This window comes from Mycobacterium sp. (genome assembly GCF_035274705.1).
Taxonomy (GTDB): domain Bacteria; phylum Actinomycetota; class Actinomycetes; order Mycobacteriales; family Mycobacteriaceae; genus Mycobacterium.
Map to the genome: position 1 here is coordinate 25,462 of NZ_DATENY010000037.1, position 16,804 is coordinate 42,265.

Annotated in this window: 16 protein-coding genes; 10 read left to right on the forward strand and 6 right to left on the reverse strand. The window is 64.3% G+C overall.

The genetic code is table 11. The features are described 5' to 3' along the window. The first annotated feature begins 223 nt into the window (after positions 1 to 223). From VJV41_RS09605 to upp, 6 genes are all read left to right on the forward strand, one after another. Positions 224 to 2,053, forward strand: coding sequence for a phospholipase D-like domain-containing protein (locus VJV41_RS09605; protein WP_325333070.1), 1,830 nt, complete (start codon positions 224 to 226; stop codon positions 2,051 to 2,053). A gap of 496 nt (positions 2,054 to 2,549) precedes the next feature. After that, positions 2,550 to 2,954 (forward strand): hypothetical protein, encoded by a 405-nt coding sequence (locus VJV41_RS09610; protein ID WP_325333071.1) that lies wholly within the window; start codon positions 2,550 to 2,552, stop codon positions 2,952 to 2,954. A 405-nt stretch (positions 2,955 to 3,359) separates the two neighbouring features. After that, a complete protein-coding gene (locus tag VJV41_RS09615) occupies positions 3,360 to 4,118 on the forward strand; it encodes a hypothetical protein (protein WP_325333072.1) in 759 nt (252 codons plus the stop codon). Between the two features lie 236 nt (positions 4,119 to 4,354). Beyond that, positions 4,355 to 5,629 (forward strand): GTP cyclohydrolase II, encoded by a 1,275-nt coding sequence (locus VJV41_RS09620; RefSeq protein WP_325333073.1) that lies wholly within the window; start codon positions 4,355 to 4,357, stop codon positions 5,627 to 5,629. Then, positions 5,626 to 6,876, forward strand: a complete 1,251-nt coding sequence (locus VJV41_RS09625; RefSeq protein WP_325333074.1) for a URC4/urg3 family protein — start codon at positions 5,626 to 5,628, stop codon at positions 6,874 to 6,876. Before VJV41_RS09620 ends, VJV41_RS09625 begins: the two co-directional genes overlap by 4 nt. 18 nt (positions 6,877 to 6,894) lie before the next feature. Further along, positions 6,895 to 7,524 carry a uracil phosphoribosyltransferase gene (gene upp / locus VJV41_RS09630; RefSeq protein WP_325333075.1) on the forward strand — a complete coding sequence of 210 codons (630 nt, stop codon included), beginning with the start codon at positions 6,895 to 6,897 and terminating at the stop codon, positions 7,522 to 7,524. A gap of 3 nt (positions 7,525 to 7,527) precedes the next feature. Here upp and VJV41_RS09635 read toward each other — a convergent pair whose 3' ends face one another. From VJV41_RS09635 to VJV41_RS09655, 5 genes are all read right to left on the reverse strand, one after another. After that, complete coding sequence (locus tag VJV41_RS09635) at positions 7,528 to 8,349, reverse strand: acyl-CoA thioesterase domain-containing protein (protein ID WP_325333076.1); 822 nt, start codon at positions 8,347 to 8,349, stop codon at positions 7,528 to 7,530. A gap of 28 nt (positions 8,350 to 8,377) precedes the next feature. Beyond that, entirely contained in the window at positions 8,378 to 9,079 is a 702-nt protein-coding gene (locus tag VJV41_RS09640; RefSeq protein WP_325333077.1) for an SDR family NAD(P)-dependent oxidoreductase, read from the reverse strand. A gap of 133 nt (positions 9,080 to 9,212) precedes the next feature. Next, complete coding sequence (locus VJV41_RS09645; protein ID WP_325333078.1) at positions 9,213 to 10,310, reverse strand: CapA family protein; 1,098 nt, start codon at positions 10,308 to 10,310, stop codon at positions 9,213 to 9,215. Positions 10,311 to 10,314: 4 nt separating this feature from the next. Continuing rightward, the gene (locus VJV41_RS09650; protein ID WP_325333079.1) at positions 10,315 to 11,283 is read right to left on the reverse strand and encodes a substrate-binding domain-containing protein; all 969 of its coding nucleotides are present in this window, start codon (positions 11,281 to 11,283) and stop codon (positions 10,315 to 10,317) included. Positions 11,284 to 11,355: 72 nt separating this feature from the next. Further along, on the reverse strand, positions 11,356 to 11,844 hold the full coding sequence (locus VJV41_RS09655) for a TspO/MBR family protein (RefSeq protein ID WP_325333080.1): 489 nt from the start codon (positions 11,842 to 11,844) through the stop codon (positions 11,356 to 11,358). Positions 11,845 to 11,930: 86 nt separating this feature from the next. Here VJV41_RS09655 and VJV41_RS09660 point away from each other — a divergent pair, with 86 nt between their 5' ends. The 4 genes from VJV41_RS09660 to VJV41_RS09675 are packed head-to-tail and all read left to right on the forward strand — an operon-like array spanning position 11,931 to position 15,477. Continuing rightward, entirely contained in the window at positions 11,931 to 13,088 is a 1,158-nt protein-coding gene (locus VJV41_RS09660; RefSeq protein WP_325333081.1) for an NAD(P)/FAD-dependent oxidoreductase, read from the forward strand. Continuing rightward, positions 13,085 to 13,978 carry an RNA polymerase sigma-70 factor gene (locus VJV41_RS09665; protein WP_325333082.1) on the forward strand — a complete coding sequence of 298 codons (894 nt, stop codon included), beginning with the start codon at positions 13,085 to 13,087 and terminating at the stop codon, positions 13,976 to 13,978. The genes VJV41_RS09660 and VJV41_RS09665 overlap by 4 nt, the downstream gene beginning before the upstream one ends. Positions 13,979 to 14,032: 54 nt before the next feature. After that, the gene (locus VJV41_RS09670) at positions 14,033 to 14,545 is read left to right on the forward strand and encodes a GNAT family N-acetyltransferase (protein ID WP_325333083.1); all 513 of its coding nucleotides are present in this window, start codon (positions 14,033 to 14,035) and stop codon (positions 14,543 to 14,545) included. Between the two features lie 35 nt (positions 14,546 to 14,580). After that, the gene (locus VJV41_RS09675; protein ID WP_325333084.1) at positions 14,581 to 15,477 is read left to right on the forward strand and encodes an alpha/beta fold hydrolase; all 897 of its coding nucleotides are present in this window, start codon (positions 14,581 to 14,583) and stop codon (positions 15,475 to 15,477) included. Here VJV41_RS09675 and VJV41_RS09680 read toward each other — a convergent pair. After that, entirely contained in the window at positions 15,407 to 16,783 is a 1,377-nt protein-coding gene (locus VJV41_RS09680) for a purine-cytosine permease family protein (protein ID WP_325333085.1), read from the reverse strand. The genes VJV41_RS09675 and VJV41_RS09680 overlap by 71 nt on opposite strands. Between the last annotated feature and the right edge of the window lie 21 nt (positions 16,784 to 16,804).

The following is a 16,804-nucleotide window of genomic DNA, read 5'->3' on the forward strand; positions in this document are numbered from 1 at the left end:
TTTGTCGGAATCAGTCCACGGCGGGTTTGTTCCGGGGTCCGTGTTCTTGCTGAGCGTCTGCTGTGTGTTTACTGAAAAGCGAAGGTGGAGAGGGGGATAACACTTCTGCCGCGCGACCTCGACCAAGTAACCCGACCGGATTCGAGTACTGCACTACTCGTGACGTCCCGCGGTCCGGCTGCTGGGATCTGGATAAGTGTCGGATCACACGCGGGGAGAACCAATGTCGGTAGTTCACACAAGTAACGGACCTCTGTCGGTAAGCGCCTACCGTGGCGACGCCAAAACACTGCTGGCTTTCGACGTTACAGACGCTGCACGCCATCAGCTTGCGGGCTTCACGATCCAGGTGAAACCACCGGGAGTTGACCCGTTCTACATCTGGAACACATTGCGATTCGCGAAACCTGCTGACCACGCACAAGATCCCAACGAGCCGGCCAAGTCCAGCGTCAACGCACCGATCCACAAGTTCCGCTGGGTGCACGTCCCCGGACAAGCGCATCAGGACCTGTCACCGGCATTCGGCACCTACCGGTACACAGTGACGCCGCGCTATTTCGCCAACGGGACGATGACTGCTCTTGACGACTCGCTCGGCGTGTCCGTCGACATCGACGTTGAGCCGTTCGTCAAGGGCAATCTCCAGGTCGCGTTCACGCGCGGGTTCACCCAGTCGCAAGCCTTCGTTCGTCACTTCGGCATCAAGGCGCCGATCCAGCCGAAGAACGCCGATTTACTCTTCGACACCTCGCAACAAGCCGGCACCAACGACAAGGGCGAGCACTTCACGTTCGCCCAAGAGTACGACTGGCTTGGCTTCACCGCTCGCAAGTGCATCCTTGACCTGCTGCAAGAAGTGGTTGACGACAACACGCTGTCGCTCGACGTGTTCGCCTACGACCTCGGCGAACCCGACGTGATGAAGCTGCTCGTACAACTGGGAGCCGACAACCGGGCACGCATCATCCTCGACGATGCCGCCTTGCATCACAACGCGGGTAACACCAAACGTGAAGACCAGTTTCAGCAGGCGTTCGTCGAGCAGGCCGGTGTCGGCGCGATCAAGCGCGGCAAGTTCGGCCGCTACGCCCACGACAAGGTGTTCATCGTGTCGGATTCCACAGGCCCTAAGACGGTGCTCACTGGATCCACCAATTTCTCGGTGACCGGCCTGTACGTCAACTCCAACCACGTCATGGTGTTCGACGACCGCGACGTGGCCGGCACGTATGCCGCGGTGTTCCAGGAGGCATGGAATGACGACGTGCGCATGGTGTTCGCCGATTCCCAGTGGGCGCAACATCCGTTCGAGTTCGGCGGACCCGATCAATCGACACCACAGACATCCATCACGTTCTCGCCGCACCGCCAGCCTGTCGCGCAACAAATCATCGACGGGCTGACGAACCGCGTCGAACAGGAAGGCCAGCAGAACCCCACCGTCGGCAGCGTGTTGTTCGCAGTGATGGAGCTGCAATTCGACAACAAGACGTCGAACCCGGTCTACGAAGCCCTCGGCAACATCCACACAAACCAGTCGATCTTCAGCTTCGGCATATCCGATTCACCCCAGGGGATTTCGCTGTACCCGATAGGTAGCAGGGAAGGTGTCCTCGTCACCGGCAAGCCGGTGGGCACGCAGCTCCCGAAGCCGTTCAGTCAGGTACCCGGCGTCGGCTCCGGGCACCAGGTCCATCACAAGTTCGTGGTGTGTGGCTTCAACGGTCCGGACCCAGTGGTCTACTGCGGGTCGTCGAACCTGGCCCTCAAGGGCGAGCAAGTCAATGGCGACAATCTCCTGGCCATCTCCGATGGGGACGTAGCGACGGTGTTCGCGATCGAGGCGCTGCTGCTCGTCGACCACTTCAACTTCCTAGACACGTTGTCGAAGGCGCCTAAAGCGCCCTCTGTCGCGGTGGCAGCCGCCGCACCAGAGGCCGCTGCAGAGGACGCCGAGTGGTTCTTGGGGACGACCGACGCCTGGACGAACAAGTTCTTCGACCCCAACGACTTGCACTTTGTCGATCGCCAACTCTTCGCGCAGGCGTGACTACAGAAACCAGGATGGCGCCGCGCGCGAGTCGTTGAATTGAGCTCTCGCGGCTCTCGAGTGGGCCCCCTGTTCGACCGAACAGCTCACAACCCGCCCAACAGAACGGCCGTCGCGGCCTAGCAAAGTGAATTGCCTTCCCATATACCGACTTCCCCGTCGGGCTGTGAAGGTGCTGGATCCGAGAGATCGCGTAGCTGCCTGAATCTCCGCGGACCGGGGTTTTTTCATGCTGTTGCTGAATCCGTTCCTCGTTGTTGGTGGTGTCGGCCCCATGTGCCAGGCCGTTCGGCCGGCCCTCCACGCCACAGGTCCACCAGCTCCCGCGAGATGGCGGCTCGCACGGCGCACAGCAGAATGTCGGCGGCATCGGCTTAAAGGGCGTACCAGATGCCCGGGTCGACCACTCCAATCAGATTCCAAACCCGCGTTGTTAGCTTGGCTCGGCGCCGCCCCGGGCGCACTGATGGCGCAATTGCGTGGAAGGTCTGTCTCTATGTATCGATTGATGGCAGTTGCAATCACATCCGTCGCCTTGGCCGTGTCGGGTTGCTCAACTACCAAGCCGACCATCCCTTCCCCGGCAGCATCCAAGCCGAGCGTGTCGGCACCTTCGCCATCGCCTCAGACGAGCTCGTCCGAGACAGAGGCAGCTGGCCAGCCGTTAGATGGAAGCGCGTGCGTCGAAATCACCCAGGCGAACCTCGATCTGGCGACGGCAACCGACGCCGATGCCGCGCGCAAGGCCGGCGACGCTTTCGCCAAATACGATCTCCCCGCGCCGGTCAAAGCGGCGGTCGAGCATTTTGTCGGCACGGGCGGCGCGCAGTTCGACGACCCCGATTACGACAAGTACAACAACGCCATCGAAAACTGGATTAAGCAAGTCTGTCCGCTCTAGAACCAAACCAGTCGACATATGTTCTCGCAGGCCGTTGTCGCTGGCCCCGGCTCAATATCTCACACTTTGAGCCGCTGACGACGCTGATGATCGTTTGAATCACCTGCCCGCGTTCGTAATTCAACGATCTCATCTCCGACGACGTCGGTGCGATTGGTCACTGTGACGCCATGCCCCCGGGCCCGCTACCGAGTGTCCGGGACCGGCCGAATACAATACGTCACAGTGACGATTACCTGCTCGGGTAGCCCGTGTCCACTTTGGTGAATTCCCTTCCCGCGCTGCGGTGTTCGTCTGTTTGCGCGGGCCATCGATACGATCCACCACGGCGCGCAGGGGAAATGGTGGCTTGACCTCCGTATGAACGCCCATGTGGCGTCAACGTTGGCGCGCTAGCATCGATGCGTGACCGAGCGCGGAGTCCACAGCGATTTGGACTTCGATTACCTGCAGGCCGAACCGGATGACGGCGACGGCTGGTACGGGCACGACCGGGATCCTGGTACCGAGCCTATTCCAGTGGCTGACATCCATGATCGTCTCGAAGATCAACCCGATCATGTCGAAGATCAACCCGACTACCTGGACGAGCAGCCCGTAGTCCCGGACGATCAGCCGCAGCCAACCGTCTGGGAAGACGACGATGCGGCTCCACCTCACGTATTCCGGCCTCGTCCGATCGGCTCGGATTTTGCGGACAGCTTTCGCACGCTGAGCTTTAAGTCGCCTACGCCGCCGTGGTACCGCACCAAGAAGGCGCTGGTGGTCGTCGCCGCCGTCGCCGCCGTAGCAGCGGTCGGCGTGCTGATCATCCAGATGCCCGGCGGGGCTGATGAGGAGTCGACGACGGTGGTGCCGGACGCCTCGACCAGCGCCGCGCCGCCCCCGTCTAGCGCCCAGTCAACGGTGACCCACGTGGAGACCACACCGCCTGCTCCTCCTCCGCTCCCACCCCCACCTCCTCCGCCACCGGCCGAGCCCGCCAGCCCGCCGGTATATACCGGCGACAGCCAATGGGAACCGTCTGCGCCGTCTTCTCAAAAACCACCCCAGCGCGATGTGACGCGGGCGCCGATCAGTGTGGCGCCACCGCCGCGACCGGCACCCGGACACAACTCCTCCACCCCAGGGGACGGACGCAAGGGCGGCGGCTGGGGTTGGTGACTTACACCCCCAATTTCTCCCCTCCCGCTACGCCGCGTTATACGTCACTGTAACGAATAACGCTGTCATGCTTCGTGTTTCGTCTGTCTAATACGTCCCGTGGGATGTCTCTTCGTAGCCATTCCGCTACGCGATCCGCACCAGCGTTCGCGACCGCCGACATGATTGCTACAGAGTCGCTATGCTGGCGCCTTTCCGGTGGCGTGCCACCGGGCCTTCTTGGAGAAGGAGCGACCATGTCCGCTGAAGCCGGCGCCGCGCCGCTACCCAAGCCCGCCAGCGGCCATATCCGGCTGACGTCGCACGCCGCCGGGACGGGAGCTCCGCCCATCCGATGGGGCGCGGCCACCGCGGCCGAGCGTGGGCCGGTGATCGGCACCACCAGCAGCCGTGCCCACCGCAACGCAATCGGTACCCACAGCGGCTCCTACAGCGTCTACCGTGCGCTGGCCGTCGCAGCCGGCGCGCTGTCCCGCCAGCACAAGGCGGATCTCACGAACACCACACCCACGGATGTCTTCGGCCCGTACCCCCAGTGGAGCGATCCGGCCAAGATCGTCAGCCTCGACCCCTGGGGCGCCACGGTCGCCGACGCCTTCTCGGCCGAACTGGCCGCCGGCTTGGACATCCGTCCGACAATCGCCGTCACCAAAGCACACGTGATCGTTCCGGAGATCACCGACGCGATACAGAAAGGCCGCCTTCACCCGGATGGCCGCATCCTGCTGCCGAACGGCGCTGCCCTGGTCACCAAGGCGGCGATCGAACCCGTCTGGTACCTGCCCGGTGTGGCGCAGCGGTTCGGCTGTAGCGAGGCGGACCTGCGTCGTGTGCTGTTCGAGGAGACCGGCGGCATGTACCCAGAGCTTGTGACGCGCTCGGACCTCGAGGTCTTCCTGCCGCCGATCGGCGGGCAAACGATCTATATCTTCGGCAATTCCCGTGACCTGGCCGATCCCGGTGTCGAGCTGACCGCGCGCGTGCACGACGAGTGCAACGGCTCCGACGTGTTCGGCTCGGACATCTGTACCTGCCGCCCGTACCTCACTCATGCCATAGAGGAATGCATCCAGGGTGCGCAGCGCGGCGGCGTCGGGCTGGTCGCATACTCCCGCAAGGAAGGCCGCGCCTTGGGCGAGGTGACCAAGTTCCTGGTCTACAACGCGCGCAAGCGCCAGGTCGGCGGCGATACCGCCGACCAGTACTTCGCCCGAACGGAGTGCGTAGCAGGCGTGCAGGACATGCGCTTCCAGGAACTCATGCCCGACGTCCTGCACTGGCTGGGCATCACAAAGATTCACCGCCTTGTCTCGATGAGCAATATGAAGTACGACGCCATCACCGGCGCGGGCATCGAGGTGGGCGAGCGCGTGAACATCCCCGAGGAGCTCATCCCCGCCGACGCCCGGGTGGAGATCGACGCCAAGATGGCCGCTGGTTATTTCACCACAGGGCCCGTTCCGGGCATCGACGAATTGAAGAAAGCCAAAGGCAGGGAACTACATCCATGAGCGTCGGCGTCAGTCCCGGTCTGGACACCCGCCGGCCCGATGGCGCGGCCGCGGCGTTGCGCACCACGACCGCGATCCGGGAACGCGCAGGACAGCTCCTGCAGAGGGCGCGTGCCGGCGACTCGCGCTGGTTCAGCGTGCACGACGACGCACTGCACAGCGCTGCGGTCGAGGTCGCCGACGTGACGCGTCGTCGCTATCCGGGCCTGGACATCCCGATCCATGGCCGATGGCGGCATTTCGAGGCCGGCGGTGTGGATCGCAAGGCGCACTTGGATGCTCGCCTATCCGGGATGGACGCGCCGGCACGCGCCCGCGTAATGATCGACCTCACCGTGATCAGCGTGTTGCTCGACGCCGGGGCCGGCCCGGGATGGCAGTACGACGAGGCCGCCACCGGGCAACGGTTCACACGCTCTGAAGGCCTGGCCGTGGCCAGCTGGCACGCGTTCCTGGACGGGCTGTTTTCCAGCGACGCCGCGAACCCGCTTCAGGTCGACGCGGCCGGGCTGCGTGACCTGACTGCAGACCAGTTGGCCGACGCGTTCCAAGCCGGATCGTCCAATCCGCTCATCGGCCTGCAAGGCCGCGAATCGGTGCTGCGTCGTCTAGGCGAGGCCCTGGCCGCACAGCCCGACGTGTTTGGCGCCCCGGGCCGGCCCGGCGGCCTATTCGACACACTCACCGCGTCACGCCACTCGGTTGGCGCCCAGGACATCTTATCGCTGCTGTTGACATCGCTGTCCCGAATCTGGTTGTCAGACAATGCAATAGATACGCAACCGCTGGGTGACTGCTGGCGTCACGATGCGGTAGAGGGACCGGGGCTCACACAAGGTTGGATGCCGTTTCACAAGTTGTCGCAGTGGTTGACCTACTCGTTATTGGAGCCTTTCGGATGGGCCGATGTGCCCGTGACAGGCACAGACACGCTGACCGGGTTGCCCGAATACCGCAACGGTGGACTGCTTCTCGACACCGGCGTGTTATGTCTGCGCGACCCCGACTGGGCGGCGCGCACCTGGGCGGTGGGCGACGAGCTCGTGGTCGAATGGCGGGCGATGACCGTGGCACTTCTCGATGAACTGGCACCGCTCGTGCGCGCGCTGTTGGGTGTTGGCACAGAACAGCTGCCGTTGGCCCGCATTTTGGAGGGCGGCACCTGGGCTGCCGGGCGCGCGCTGGCCCAGAGCCTACGAAATGGACTGCCGCCGTTGACCATCGCCAGCGATGGCACGGTCTTCTGAAACGAGGATTTCGACGACATGGGCGACGTACACCTGATTGACCACCCGTTGGTGAAGCACAAGCTGACGCTGATGCGTCGGAAAGAGGCTTCGACCAACACCTTTCGCCAACTCCTGCACGAGATCTCCGCGCTGATGGCCTATGAGGTGCTGCGCGATATGCCGATGCATGAGATCGAGATCGAGACGCCGTTGGAAACCACGACCGGCAATGTCATCGACGGTAAGAAGCTGGTCTTCGTATCGATCCTGCGGGCCGGCACCGGCATTCTGGACGGCATGTTGACCGTGGTACCGGGCGCCCGCGTCGGCCATATCGGCCTGTACCGCGACCCCAAAACCCTGGTGGCCGTGGAGTATTACTTCAAGATGCCCGGCGAACTGCACGAGCGCGATGTCGTTGTGGTCGACCCGATGCTGGCAACGGGGCATTCTGCCGTCGCTGCGGTCGAGCGATTGAAGGAATTCAGCCCCAAGTCCATCAAGTTCGTCTGTCTGCTGACCTGCCCCGAGGGCATCGATGCCATGCAGAGTGCCCATCCCGACGTGCCGATCTACACCGCCGCGATCGACCGTCAACTCGACGAGCACGGCTACATCGTGCCCGGCCTCGGGGACGCGGGCGACCGCATCTTCGGCACCAAGTAGCAGCTATTCGTAATTGATGCCCTTCAACGGGAAGGCTTGGTCCGAAAAGTCAATCTGCGCAGCAGGGTTGGCGACCGCGGTCACCATCCCGGACCCGAACGCACCCTGATGGTCGAACAGGGTTGCAGTCCCGACCGCGACGCCCTCAGATGCCCAGTGTGAGTCGCCTTGAATACCGATCCACTCGTCGACCGGCAGACGCGATAAGCCCACAGTCAGGTCACCATTGATGTAGCCGATGCCCTTGGACCCGAGGTTGGTCACGAGGCTGGTGGCCTCGGCGAGCATCACGGCCCGGACGAACGGAGAGTTCTTCTCCCCCACAACCACTTTGATCGAATCGTTGTAAAACCGCTTCCGCGAGTCGTTCTGATGGGCTGCCGGTGAGCGCGTCCAACCGACAGACTCGCTGCCGACGTACGGGAACACCGTGTCGTCGGGTTCCGGCAGGTCCCCGAACGATGCGTCGGATGTCCACAGCTGGCCAGGTGGTGGGGACGAACGCCGGTATTGCACAAGCGTCGCACGCGCTACCGCGCGGCCGTCCTGCACGACATCGCAGTCCGAACTGCGCACCCGTCGCCCATCGCGGACCACACGCACGTCGACAGTCGTCGGCACGTTGCGCGCGGCCCTGAACAGGTCCGCGGTCAACCGGGCCGGCGTGAAGTCGGGTGATCCGCTGTGGTTCTCCAATGCACGCGCAGCCAGCCCGACGACGGCGGGGCCATTGAGATGGTCGTCGCCCCAATGGCTCTGAGCGAAAGGCGTCGGGATGAACTCGCCGCCTTCGGTCAGCGTGAAATGCGCCGGCTCCGTCGACATCCGATCATGGTCGCACAGCGCCTAGACGCTAGGTGTTGCGCCCTCCGTTCACACCCAGGATCTGGCCGGTGATGTAACCGGCCTCCTCCGAGATCAGGAATGCGCATGCGGCTGCGATGTCTTCGGGCTTACCGATGCGGCGCACCGGCGTCTTGTCGATGGTGGCCTGGATGTCGCCGAGCCTGCCGCGGGCTTCGGCATTGCGCAGCATGGGCGTATCGATGAAGCCCGGTGGCACCGCGTTGACGGTGATGCCCTCGGGCCCGTATTCCAGCGCCAACGACTTGGTGAGACCGTTGACCGCAGATTTGGCCGCGACGTAGTGCGACATGTACGGCGTGCCCGAATGGGTGCTCGACGAGGAGATGTTCACGATGCGTCCCCAGCCGGCCTCGAGCATGTCGGGCAGCACGGCCTGGATGCAGTGGAAGACCCCGTTGAGGTTCACGTCGACGACCCGTTGCCATTCGTCGAAAGTGATGTCGATGAAGTTCTTGAACCCGTCCAGCCCGGCCGCATTGACCAGGATTGTCACCGGCCCCACCTGAGTGCGGATGGCGGCGAGCGCGGCATCGATCTGCGCTCGATCGGTCACGTCCGCCGTATGCGCGAACTCGTCGTCGGACGGGTTGAGGTCGATCGTGGCAACGTGATAGCCGTCCGCGCGCAGACGATTGGCGATTGCCTGTCCGATACCCGAGCCGCCTCCGGTGACGACAGCCGTCTTCATAGAAGTTTCCTTTCTTGCCAATGGGTTTGAGGATTACGGGGAGCGTTTTGGTCTACGCAGCCCCAAGGTGCGGCGGCCGACCTCCACCCGATTACGCATTGCCAATTCGGCGTAGCCGAGCTGCATCTCGAGTTCACGCTCCGACCGTAAGGACGCTATCGGCCGTACGGTCGATACGGGTCCCGAAACGTCGGCTCGCTTGTTCGACGGTGGTGCGTAGCCATTCGGCGTCCTTGTCGGGGACCCGTTCGAGCCGCATCCTGCGCATCCGCATCGGCATCATGCGCAAGAGGCTCAGGGTGCCGGTAGAGCGGTCGATCGTCGGAAAGTACAGCAGCCGAAGCTCGTGCCGGAACGACTCGTAGGTCCCGATGCCTTCGTAGTCGTCGATGGTGTCCCCACATCCGTAGAGGATGAGCTTGCCGCGGTAGACCTCGATCGGTCGCGGATGGTGCGACGAGTGGCCGTGCACGACATCGACACCCTCGTCGACGAGTCGATGTGCGAAGCGAATCTGCGCGGGGTCAACGTCATAGCCCCAGTTCGAGCCCCAGTGCAGCGAGACGATCGTGATGTCTCCCGGTCTCTTCAATGCCAGCACGCGGCCGGCCAATCGTCGGGCGCTGCGATCGGACATGTCGGGTATGAACGCGACACCGGGCCGGTCGTCGGTCGCCTCCCAGCTGTGTGGAATGCCGCTCGACGCCATGCCGCACGAGGCGATCACCACCCGGCTGCCGTCGCGCTGCTCCACCACCGCCGGACGCTCGGCCTGTTCGGCATCCAAACCCGCTCCTACACAGCCAATTCCGCAATCAATGAGGGTGCGAAGGGTATCCGTAAGCCCGTCGTGCCCGAAGTCGAGGATGTGGTTATTGGCGAGTGCGCAGGCGTCTGGCCGGACGACGGCGAGGCATCCGATGTTGCGTGGATGCATCCGATAGTGCACCCGCTTGTGGGGCGCGAATTCGCCACGGCCGGTGATGCTGGTTTCCAGATTGATCAGCCGGACGTCGGTCGCGAACTCGTCGAGCATCCCCAGCGCTTCGCCCCATGGCCAGGTGAACTCGATCGGGGCGGGAATGCGGCCGTTCGTCTGCTCGGCGAGCCGGACGTAGGTTCGGGCGTCGCGGACAACGGATTCCCGCAGTGTCGGGTCACCGGGATGCGGCAGCAGTTGATCGATTGCCCGCCCGGTCATCACATCGCCGGTGAGGAAGACGACCGTCACGGCATCAACGGGTGCCGGCCTCGGCCAGCTCGGCGACGGACTCGATGTTGGACTCGTCCACGAACGACGGCCCCGTCAATGTCGGTTGACCGCCGCCGATCACGTCCTTGTTGATCAAATACAGCCACAACGAGTCGACCGCCAGATAGCCCTGCAGGAACGGTTGTTGATCGATCGCCCACTCCACGGTGCCGTTCTTGATCGCCTGGACGACCGCCGCGTTGGTGTCGAATGTGGCCACCCTGGCGTAGCTGTTGGCTTCACCGACCGCCTCCAACGCGGCCAGCGCGATGGGCGCGCCAAGCGTGAGGATCCGGTCGATGCCGAAATCCTCCTGCAGCTTGGCCATCACCGCGCGTTTGACCGTCGACTTGTCCACACCGTCGACGTAGAGAATCTGCGTTCTGCCGTTGAAGCCCTTCGCCACTCCCGCGCAGCGGGATTCAAGTCCGACGTGACCAGGCTCGTGGATCACGCACAACGCGTCCTTGGCGCCCTCGTGTGTGAAGCGTTCTCCGGCGGCTTGGCCGGCGACCATTTCGTCCTGGCCGAAGTACTCCAGCACACCCATGGCCTTCCAGTCGGCAATCCCCGAATTGACTGCGACGACAGGGATTCCGGTAGCGATCGCCACCTGCACCGCCGGCGCCATCAGCTCCGGCTTCGCGAGCGTGACGGCGATACCGGCGACCTTGGTGGTCACCGCCGCGCGGACGAGGTCGGCTTGTCGGGCGGCGTCGGGGTCGTGGGAGTACTTCAAGTCGATGTTGTCCTTGGCCGCTGCGGCCTCCGCGCCTCTGCGGACCAGATCCCAAAATGTGTCGCCCGGTGTCTGGTGTGTCACCAACGCGATGGTCGTTCGGGGCGCGCCGGCGAGTGTTGGGCTCGTCGAGGTGGCGCTGCCACCCCCGCCACCCGAGCATGCGGCCAACGCAATGGCTGCCGCCGCACAGAGAATCGTTCGAAATCCCATCGTGAACACTTCGCGCCTCCTCCGCTGCGCTCAATCGCCATAATCGCAGGTGAGGGCGGGTCCCGTGGGGGTTTAGCAGCCTCGGCGGTTAAGTTGCCAGATCCGTGTCGACAACGCCGTCGCGAACGCACACCACAACGGGTATAGGCCGAGTACCGCTGCCCGGCGACCGCGAGCAGCGACAGCCCGTCGTGCGAGATCGGCACTGCTCGCGGTCAAAACCCCGGCCGCCACGGCCGAAGCGCCGAGTCGGCGCCGCGCGAAAAACAGCCACGTCCAACCGGCGTTCAGCACGAGATTGACCGCGAGCAGCCCGCTGTACTCCGCTGCCTGTTCGGCCCGGTCGGTGTCGCGTAGGTGGTCGATCGTCGACGCGGACACCGCGGCGATGTCGGCATACAAAACTGGCCACACGATCGGAAATACCTGCCGCGGTGGCTGAAACGACGGCTTCTTCAGCCGCGCATACCAGCTGGACGCCGCCGGCCGACTCGCCAGCCCACCCACGGCGGCGGTGACGATAACTGCTCCGGCAGTGCTGACCAGTGTCTTTGGACGCATGTGCCTATGTACCCCGATACCGATGTCACAAATCCAGCCGTTGCATGCGTCGCGTGTATATCCCCCACCAAACGAAAGGCAGACCGATGAACGAGATCTTGATTCTGGGCGCGGGATACACCGGCATGGCTGCCACCATGGGGCTGGGCCGCCTCAAAGGCCGAGACGACGTCCACGTCACCCTGGTGAATCCGCAGAGTCGCTTCACCGAGCGGCTGCGGCTGCATCAGATCGCGTCCGGCCAGACGCTGGCCGATCTGCAAATTCCTGATCAGCTCGCCGGTACCGGCGTGGACTTTGTCCAAGGCTGGGTGACGGGCATCGACGCGGGCGCCAGGACCGTGCGGATCGACGATGCGTACACGCTGCGCTACGACATGCTGATCTATGCGCTGGGCAGCGCTGCCGACACTGAGGTGGTTCCTGGCGTCGACGAATTCGCCTACACGCTCAACAGCGCGCAGGACGCGATGCTGCTCGCCAGGCACCTCGACCGGATCGCCGACGGCACCGTCGTGGTGGCCGGCGGCGGGCTCACAGGCATCGAGTCCGCGGCCGAGATCGCCGAACAGCATCCCGACCTCGATGTCGTCCTGCTGAGCCGGCAGGTTCCTGGGTCCATGATGGGCGACAAGGCGCGGGCGCGGCTGCACGCCGGACTGGAGCGGCTGGGTGTGCGCGTGCGGTCTGGCGTCGACATCGTCAAGGTGATGTCCGACGGTGTGGCTCTCGACGATGGTGAGGTGGTCGCGGCTCAGGCGGTGCTGTGGACGACGGGCGTGCGCGTCTCCCCGATCGCCGCCGCGGCGGGGTGGGAGGTCGACGAACGCGGCCGGATTGTCACCGACGAGTCGCTGCGTTCGGTGTCGCACCCCGGCGTATACGCCATCGGTGACGCCGCCGCGATCCGGCAGGGCTACGGCGTCATGCACGGCACCTGCCAGAGCGGCATCCCGACAGCCCTGCACGCTGCAGGGTCCGTCGTGCGTGAGCTGAAAGGCAAGCAGCCCAAGACGTTCCGCTTCGGTTACGTCCACCAACCGGTCAGCCTGGGCCGCAACGACGCCGTCATCCAATTCACCCACGCCGACGACAGCCCCGGGCGGTTCTACTTGGCCGGTCGGCTAGCCGTCGCGTACAAAGAAACGGTGAGCGCCAGCCCGTGGTCGACGTACCGCCTGATCAAGGCATTGCCGGCGCTGGGCGCGGCAACCTGGCGGCGCGGCGGCCGGTCAACGCGATGAATACCGACCAGCAGACGTTCGCCGATCACCGAAACCTGTTGTTCTCGATCGCCTATCGAATCCTCGGCTCCGCCGCGGACGCCGAGGATGTGGTCCAGGACGCATGGTTCAAGTGGTCGGCGGACGACCGCTCACAGGTCTCCGATCCCAAGGCCTACCTGGCGCGGATCGTGTCGAATCTATCGATGGAGCGGCTGCGTTCGACCCGGCGGCAACGCGAAACCTACGTCGGGCCATGGCTTCCCGAGCCCATCCTGACCCAAAGCGACGCCGCCGACGACATCGCCAGAGCCGAATCGGTATCGATGGCGATGCTCGTCGTGCTGGAGACCCTGAGCCCGCTCGAACGTGCGGTATTCGTGCTCAAGGAAGTATTCGACTTCAGCTACGCGGAGATCGCCGAAGCAGTCGAGCGATCCGAGGCCGCCGTACGTCAGGCGGCGCACCGCGCTCGTGAACACGTGCAGGCGCGGCGACCGCGGTTCGAGGCCGACCGAGCCAAGAAGCAACAAGCCACCGAGCGGTTCTTCGCGGCCGTCACCGGGGGCGACATCAACGAACTGATGGAATTGCTGGCGCCGGAGGTCACATTGTGGACCGACGGCGGCGGCAAGGTCCGCCAGGCGATGCGTCCGATTATCGGTGTGGAGAACGTCGCCCGTTGGATCGCCGGCACCATCAGGCGGCCCTACGAAGGCGTCGAAATCGCCGATATGACAGCCGAACTCGTCGACATCAATGGCGGCCCGGGCATCGTGATGAGCGGGGCGGGCCGCGTCATCGCGACCATCACCGTGGATCTGGACGCCGACGGCCATATCGTCGCTGTCCACAACGTCGCCAACCCGGACAAGCTGCGTGCGGTCGCCGACGGGGTGCGGCGGATCTGAGCGGCGCCCGTTACATCGGCCGCTGTCACCGTCGCGCCGGGCTAGCGTGGCCCGATGGTCAACGAATGGCAGATCCGCACCGGCAGCGCCCAGGACTTGCATCTCATCGAGCCGCTCTGGGTGGCGGTGCACCACCGACACGCGGAGACCATGCCGCAACTCGCCCCGTATGTCAGCGATGCCGAGACCTGGCGTGTTCGGCGGGCGTTGTACGAGGAACTACTCGCCAAGCCGGATACCTTGCTGTTGTTGGCCTTCGTCGACGAGACACCTGTTGGCTACGGACTGGCGCATGTCATGCCTGTCGGCGACACCTGGATCCCGGACACATGGGCGACGGGTTCGCGCATCGGCGAGATCGAATCGCTCAGTGTGCTACCGCAATACCGCGGAAGCGGTCTCGGGTCAGAGTTCTTGAACCGGCTTGAAGAACATCTGCACGGGCTCGGTGTCGACGACCTGATTCTGGGCGCGCTTCCGGGGAATACGGACGCGATTCGCCTCTACGAACGGAGGGGTTATCAGCCCACCTGGGTATACCTGTCACGGTTCAACGGGCGCAGCTAGCATGGCGCCGAGTGCGCCGAAGGGGGAAGCCACACATGAGCGAACTGAAGTACCTGGAATTGCATGGCGATCGCATCGCATACCGGGACGTCGGTACCGGCGAAACACTGCTGCTCATCCACGGGATGGCAGGTAGTTCGGAAACATGGCGCGCGGTCATTCCGCAGCTGTCGAAGAAATACCGCGTCGTCGCGCCCGACTTGCTCGGGCACGGGCGGTCCGCGAAGCCGCGAGGCGACTATTCTCTCGGCGCGTTCGCGGTGTGGCTGAGGGATCTGCTCGACGAACTGGGCGTTACCCGCGCGACCATCGTCGGTCAATCGCTCGGCGGCGGCGTGGCCATGCAGTTCGTCTACCAGCACCCCGACTACTGCCAACGGCTCATTCTGATCAGCAGCGGAGGTTTGGGCCCCGACGTCGGGTGGACACTGCGCCTGCTGTCGGCGCCAGGGGCCGAGCTGATCCTGCCGGTGATCGCCCCGCGGCCAGTCCTCGGTGTCGGCAACAAGTTGCGTACATGGTTCTCGGCGGCAGGGATTCAGTCGCCCCGGGGCGCGGAGCTGTGGAGCGCTTACTCGTCACTGTCGGACGCGGAGACGCGGCAGGCGTTCCTGCGGACGCTGCGGTCCGTCGTCGACTATCGAGGCCAGGCGGTCAGCGCGCTGAGCCGTCTGCACGTGCGGTCTGAGCTGCCCACGATGGCGATCTGGGGCGACAAAGACCAGATCATTCCCGTCGATCACGCCTACGCGGCACAGGCGGCGCGGCCGGGAAGCCGCCTCGAGGTGCTCGACGGCGTCGGTCACTTTCCACACGTCGAGCGCCCCACCGAAGTGGTCGACCTGATCGACGACTTCATCACTACGACGAGCGAGACGACGACCGAATCAGTCGATACCCGCCATACAGCACCGCAGCCACCAGCAGATTGACGAAGTACGCAATGTCGGCTCCGTGCAACATCTTTGCGACTGGGCCTTCGATCAGCGATGTGTTCATGAACGGGATCGCCGCGGCGTAGGCGAGGACGAACACGATCAACGCGGCCACGGCGTCGAGGCGGTCGGTCGGTTCCTCGGCCGGGTTGATGCTGGCACGCCCCCGGATGCGGATGAGCCAGTCGATGACGACCACGGCCACGAACGCCGGAATCCAGTAACTCACCAGCAGCAATACATCCTGAAAGCGAGTCGCGGTGTCGGCGGCGTGCAGCCACAGGATCAGCGCGAACGCAAGGGCGGTGACGATGACAGCCGAGAACGGCCGCCGAACCCGCACGCCGATGGTCTGCAGTGCCAGAGAACCGCTGTAATCGTTCATGACTCCCGAACCGACCGACGCCAGGGCGATGACGACGAGCGCCACCCCGCCCAGCAGGCCACCACCCATCACGGAGCGCACCCCCTCGGCCGTCTGCTCCGAGACAACGTCACCCGCCGCGATACCGATGCCCTGAACGAAGATGTACGCCAACACAATTCCGGCAAACGTGAACCCGAACACGCGGGTCCGCGAGGAGTCCGCAGGTAGGTAGCGGCTGAAGTCGGCGGCATAGCTGGCCCACGACACCGCAAGGCTGAACGCGATGGTCACCTCGAGGACAAACGCACCGGCGAGGTCGGCGCCGTGCACACTCGCCGGCGTGACAATCTCATGTCCGCCAACGAGTTTCACCGCGAATACCACGAACGTGGTGAAGAGCACGACGGTGAGCACGGCCTGCAGTCGGTGGATCACCTCGTACCCGAAAAAACCGACCGCGCCCTGCACCCCCAGCACGATCAGCACTGCGATCCAGAACGGGATACCGAGCAACACCGCCAATGCTTCGCCACCGAAAAGGCCGACCAGCGCGTCCCATGCGATCGATGACAGCCACTGCAGAACTCCGGGCAGGACGACGCCACCGCCGAACGCCATCCGTGAGTTGGGCAGCTGGCCGGTGCCCGTGCGCGGACCCCACGTCGACAGGTAACCCACCACGAGCGAACCGAGCACCGTCCCGATCACCATCGCCAGCAGTCCGAGCCAAAAGCCCAACCCGAGCACGATCGCGAGCGTGCCCGTGAAGACCCCGGTCATGTTCACCTGCGGCGCGAACCACACCGTGAACAGTCGGGCCGGCGATCCGTACCGCTGGTCCTCCGCGATCGGCGCGATGCCGTGCGTCTCGACGGACAAATCACCGGCGCCGGCAGGTTGATGACCGGCGAAGGCCGGTTCGGTCAATGCGCTCATCACTCCATTCGATCACGTGTG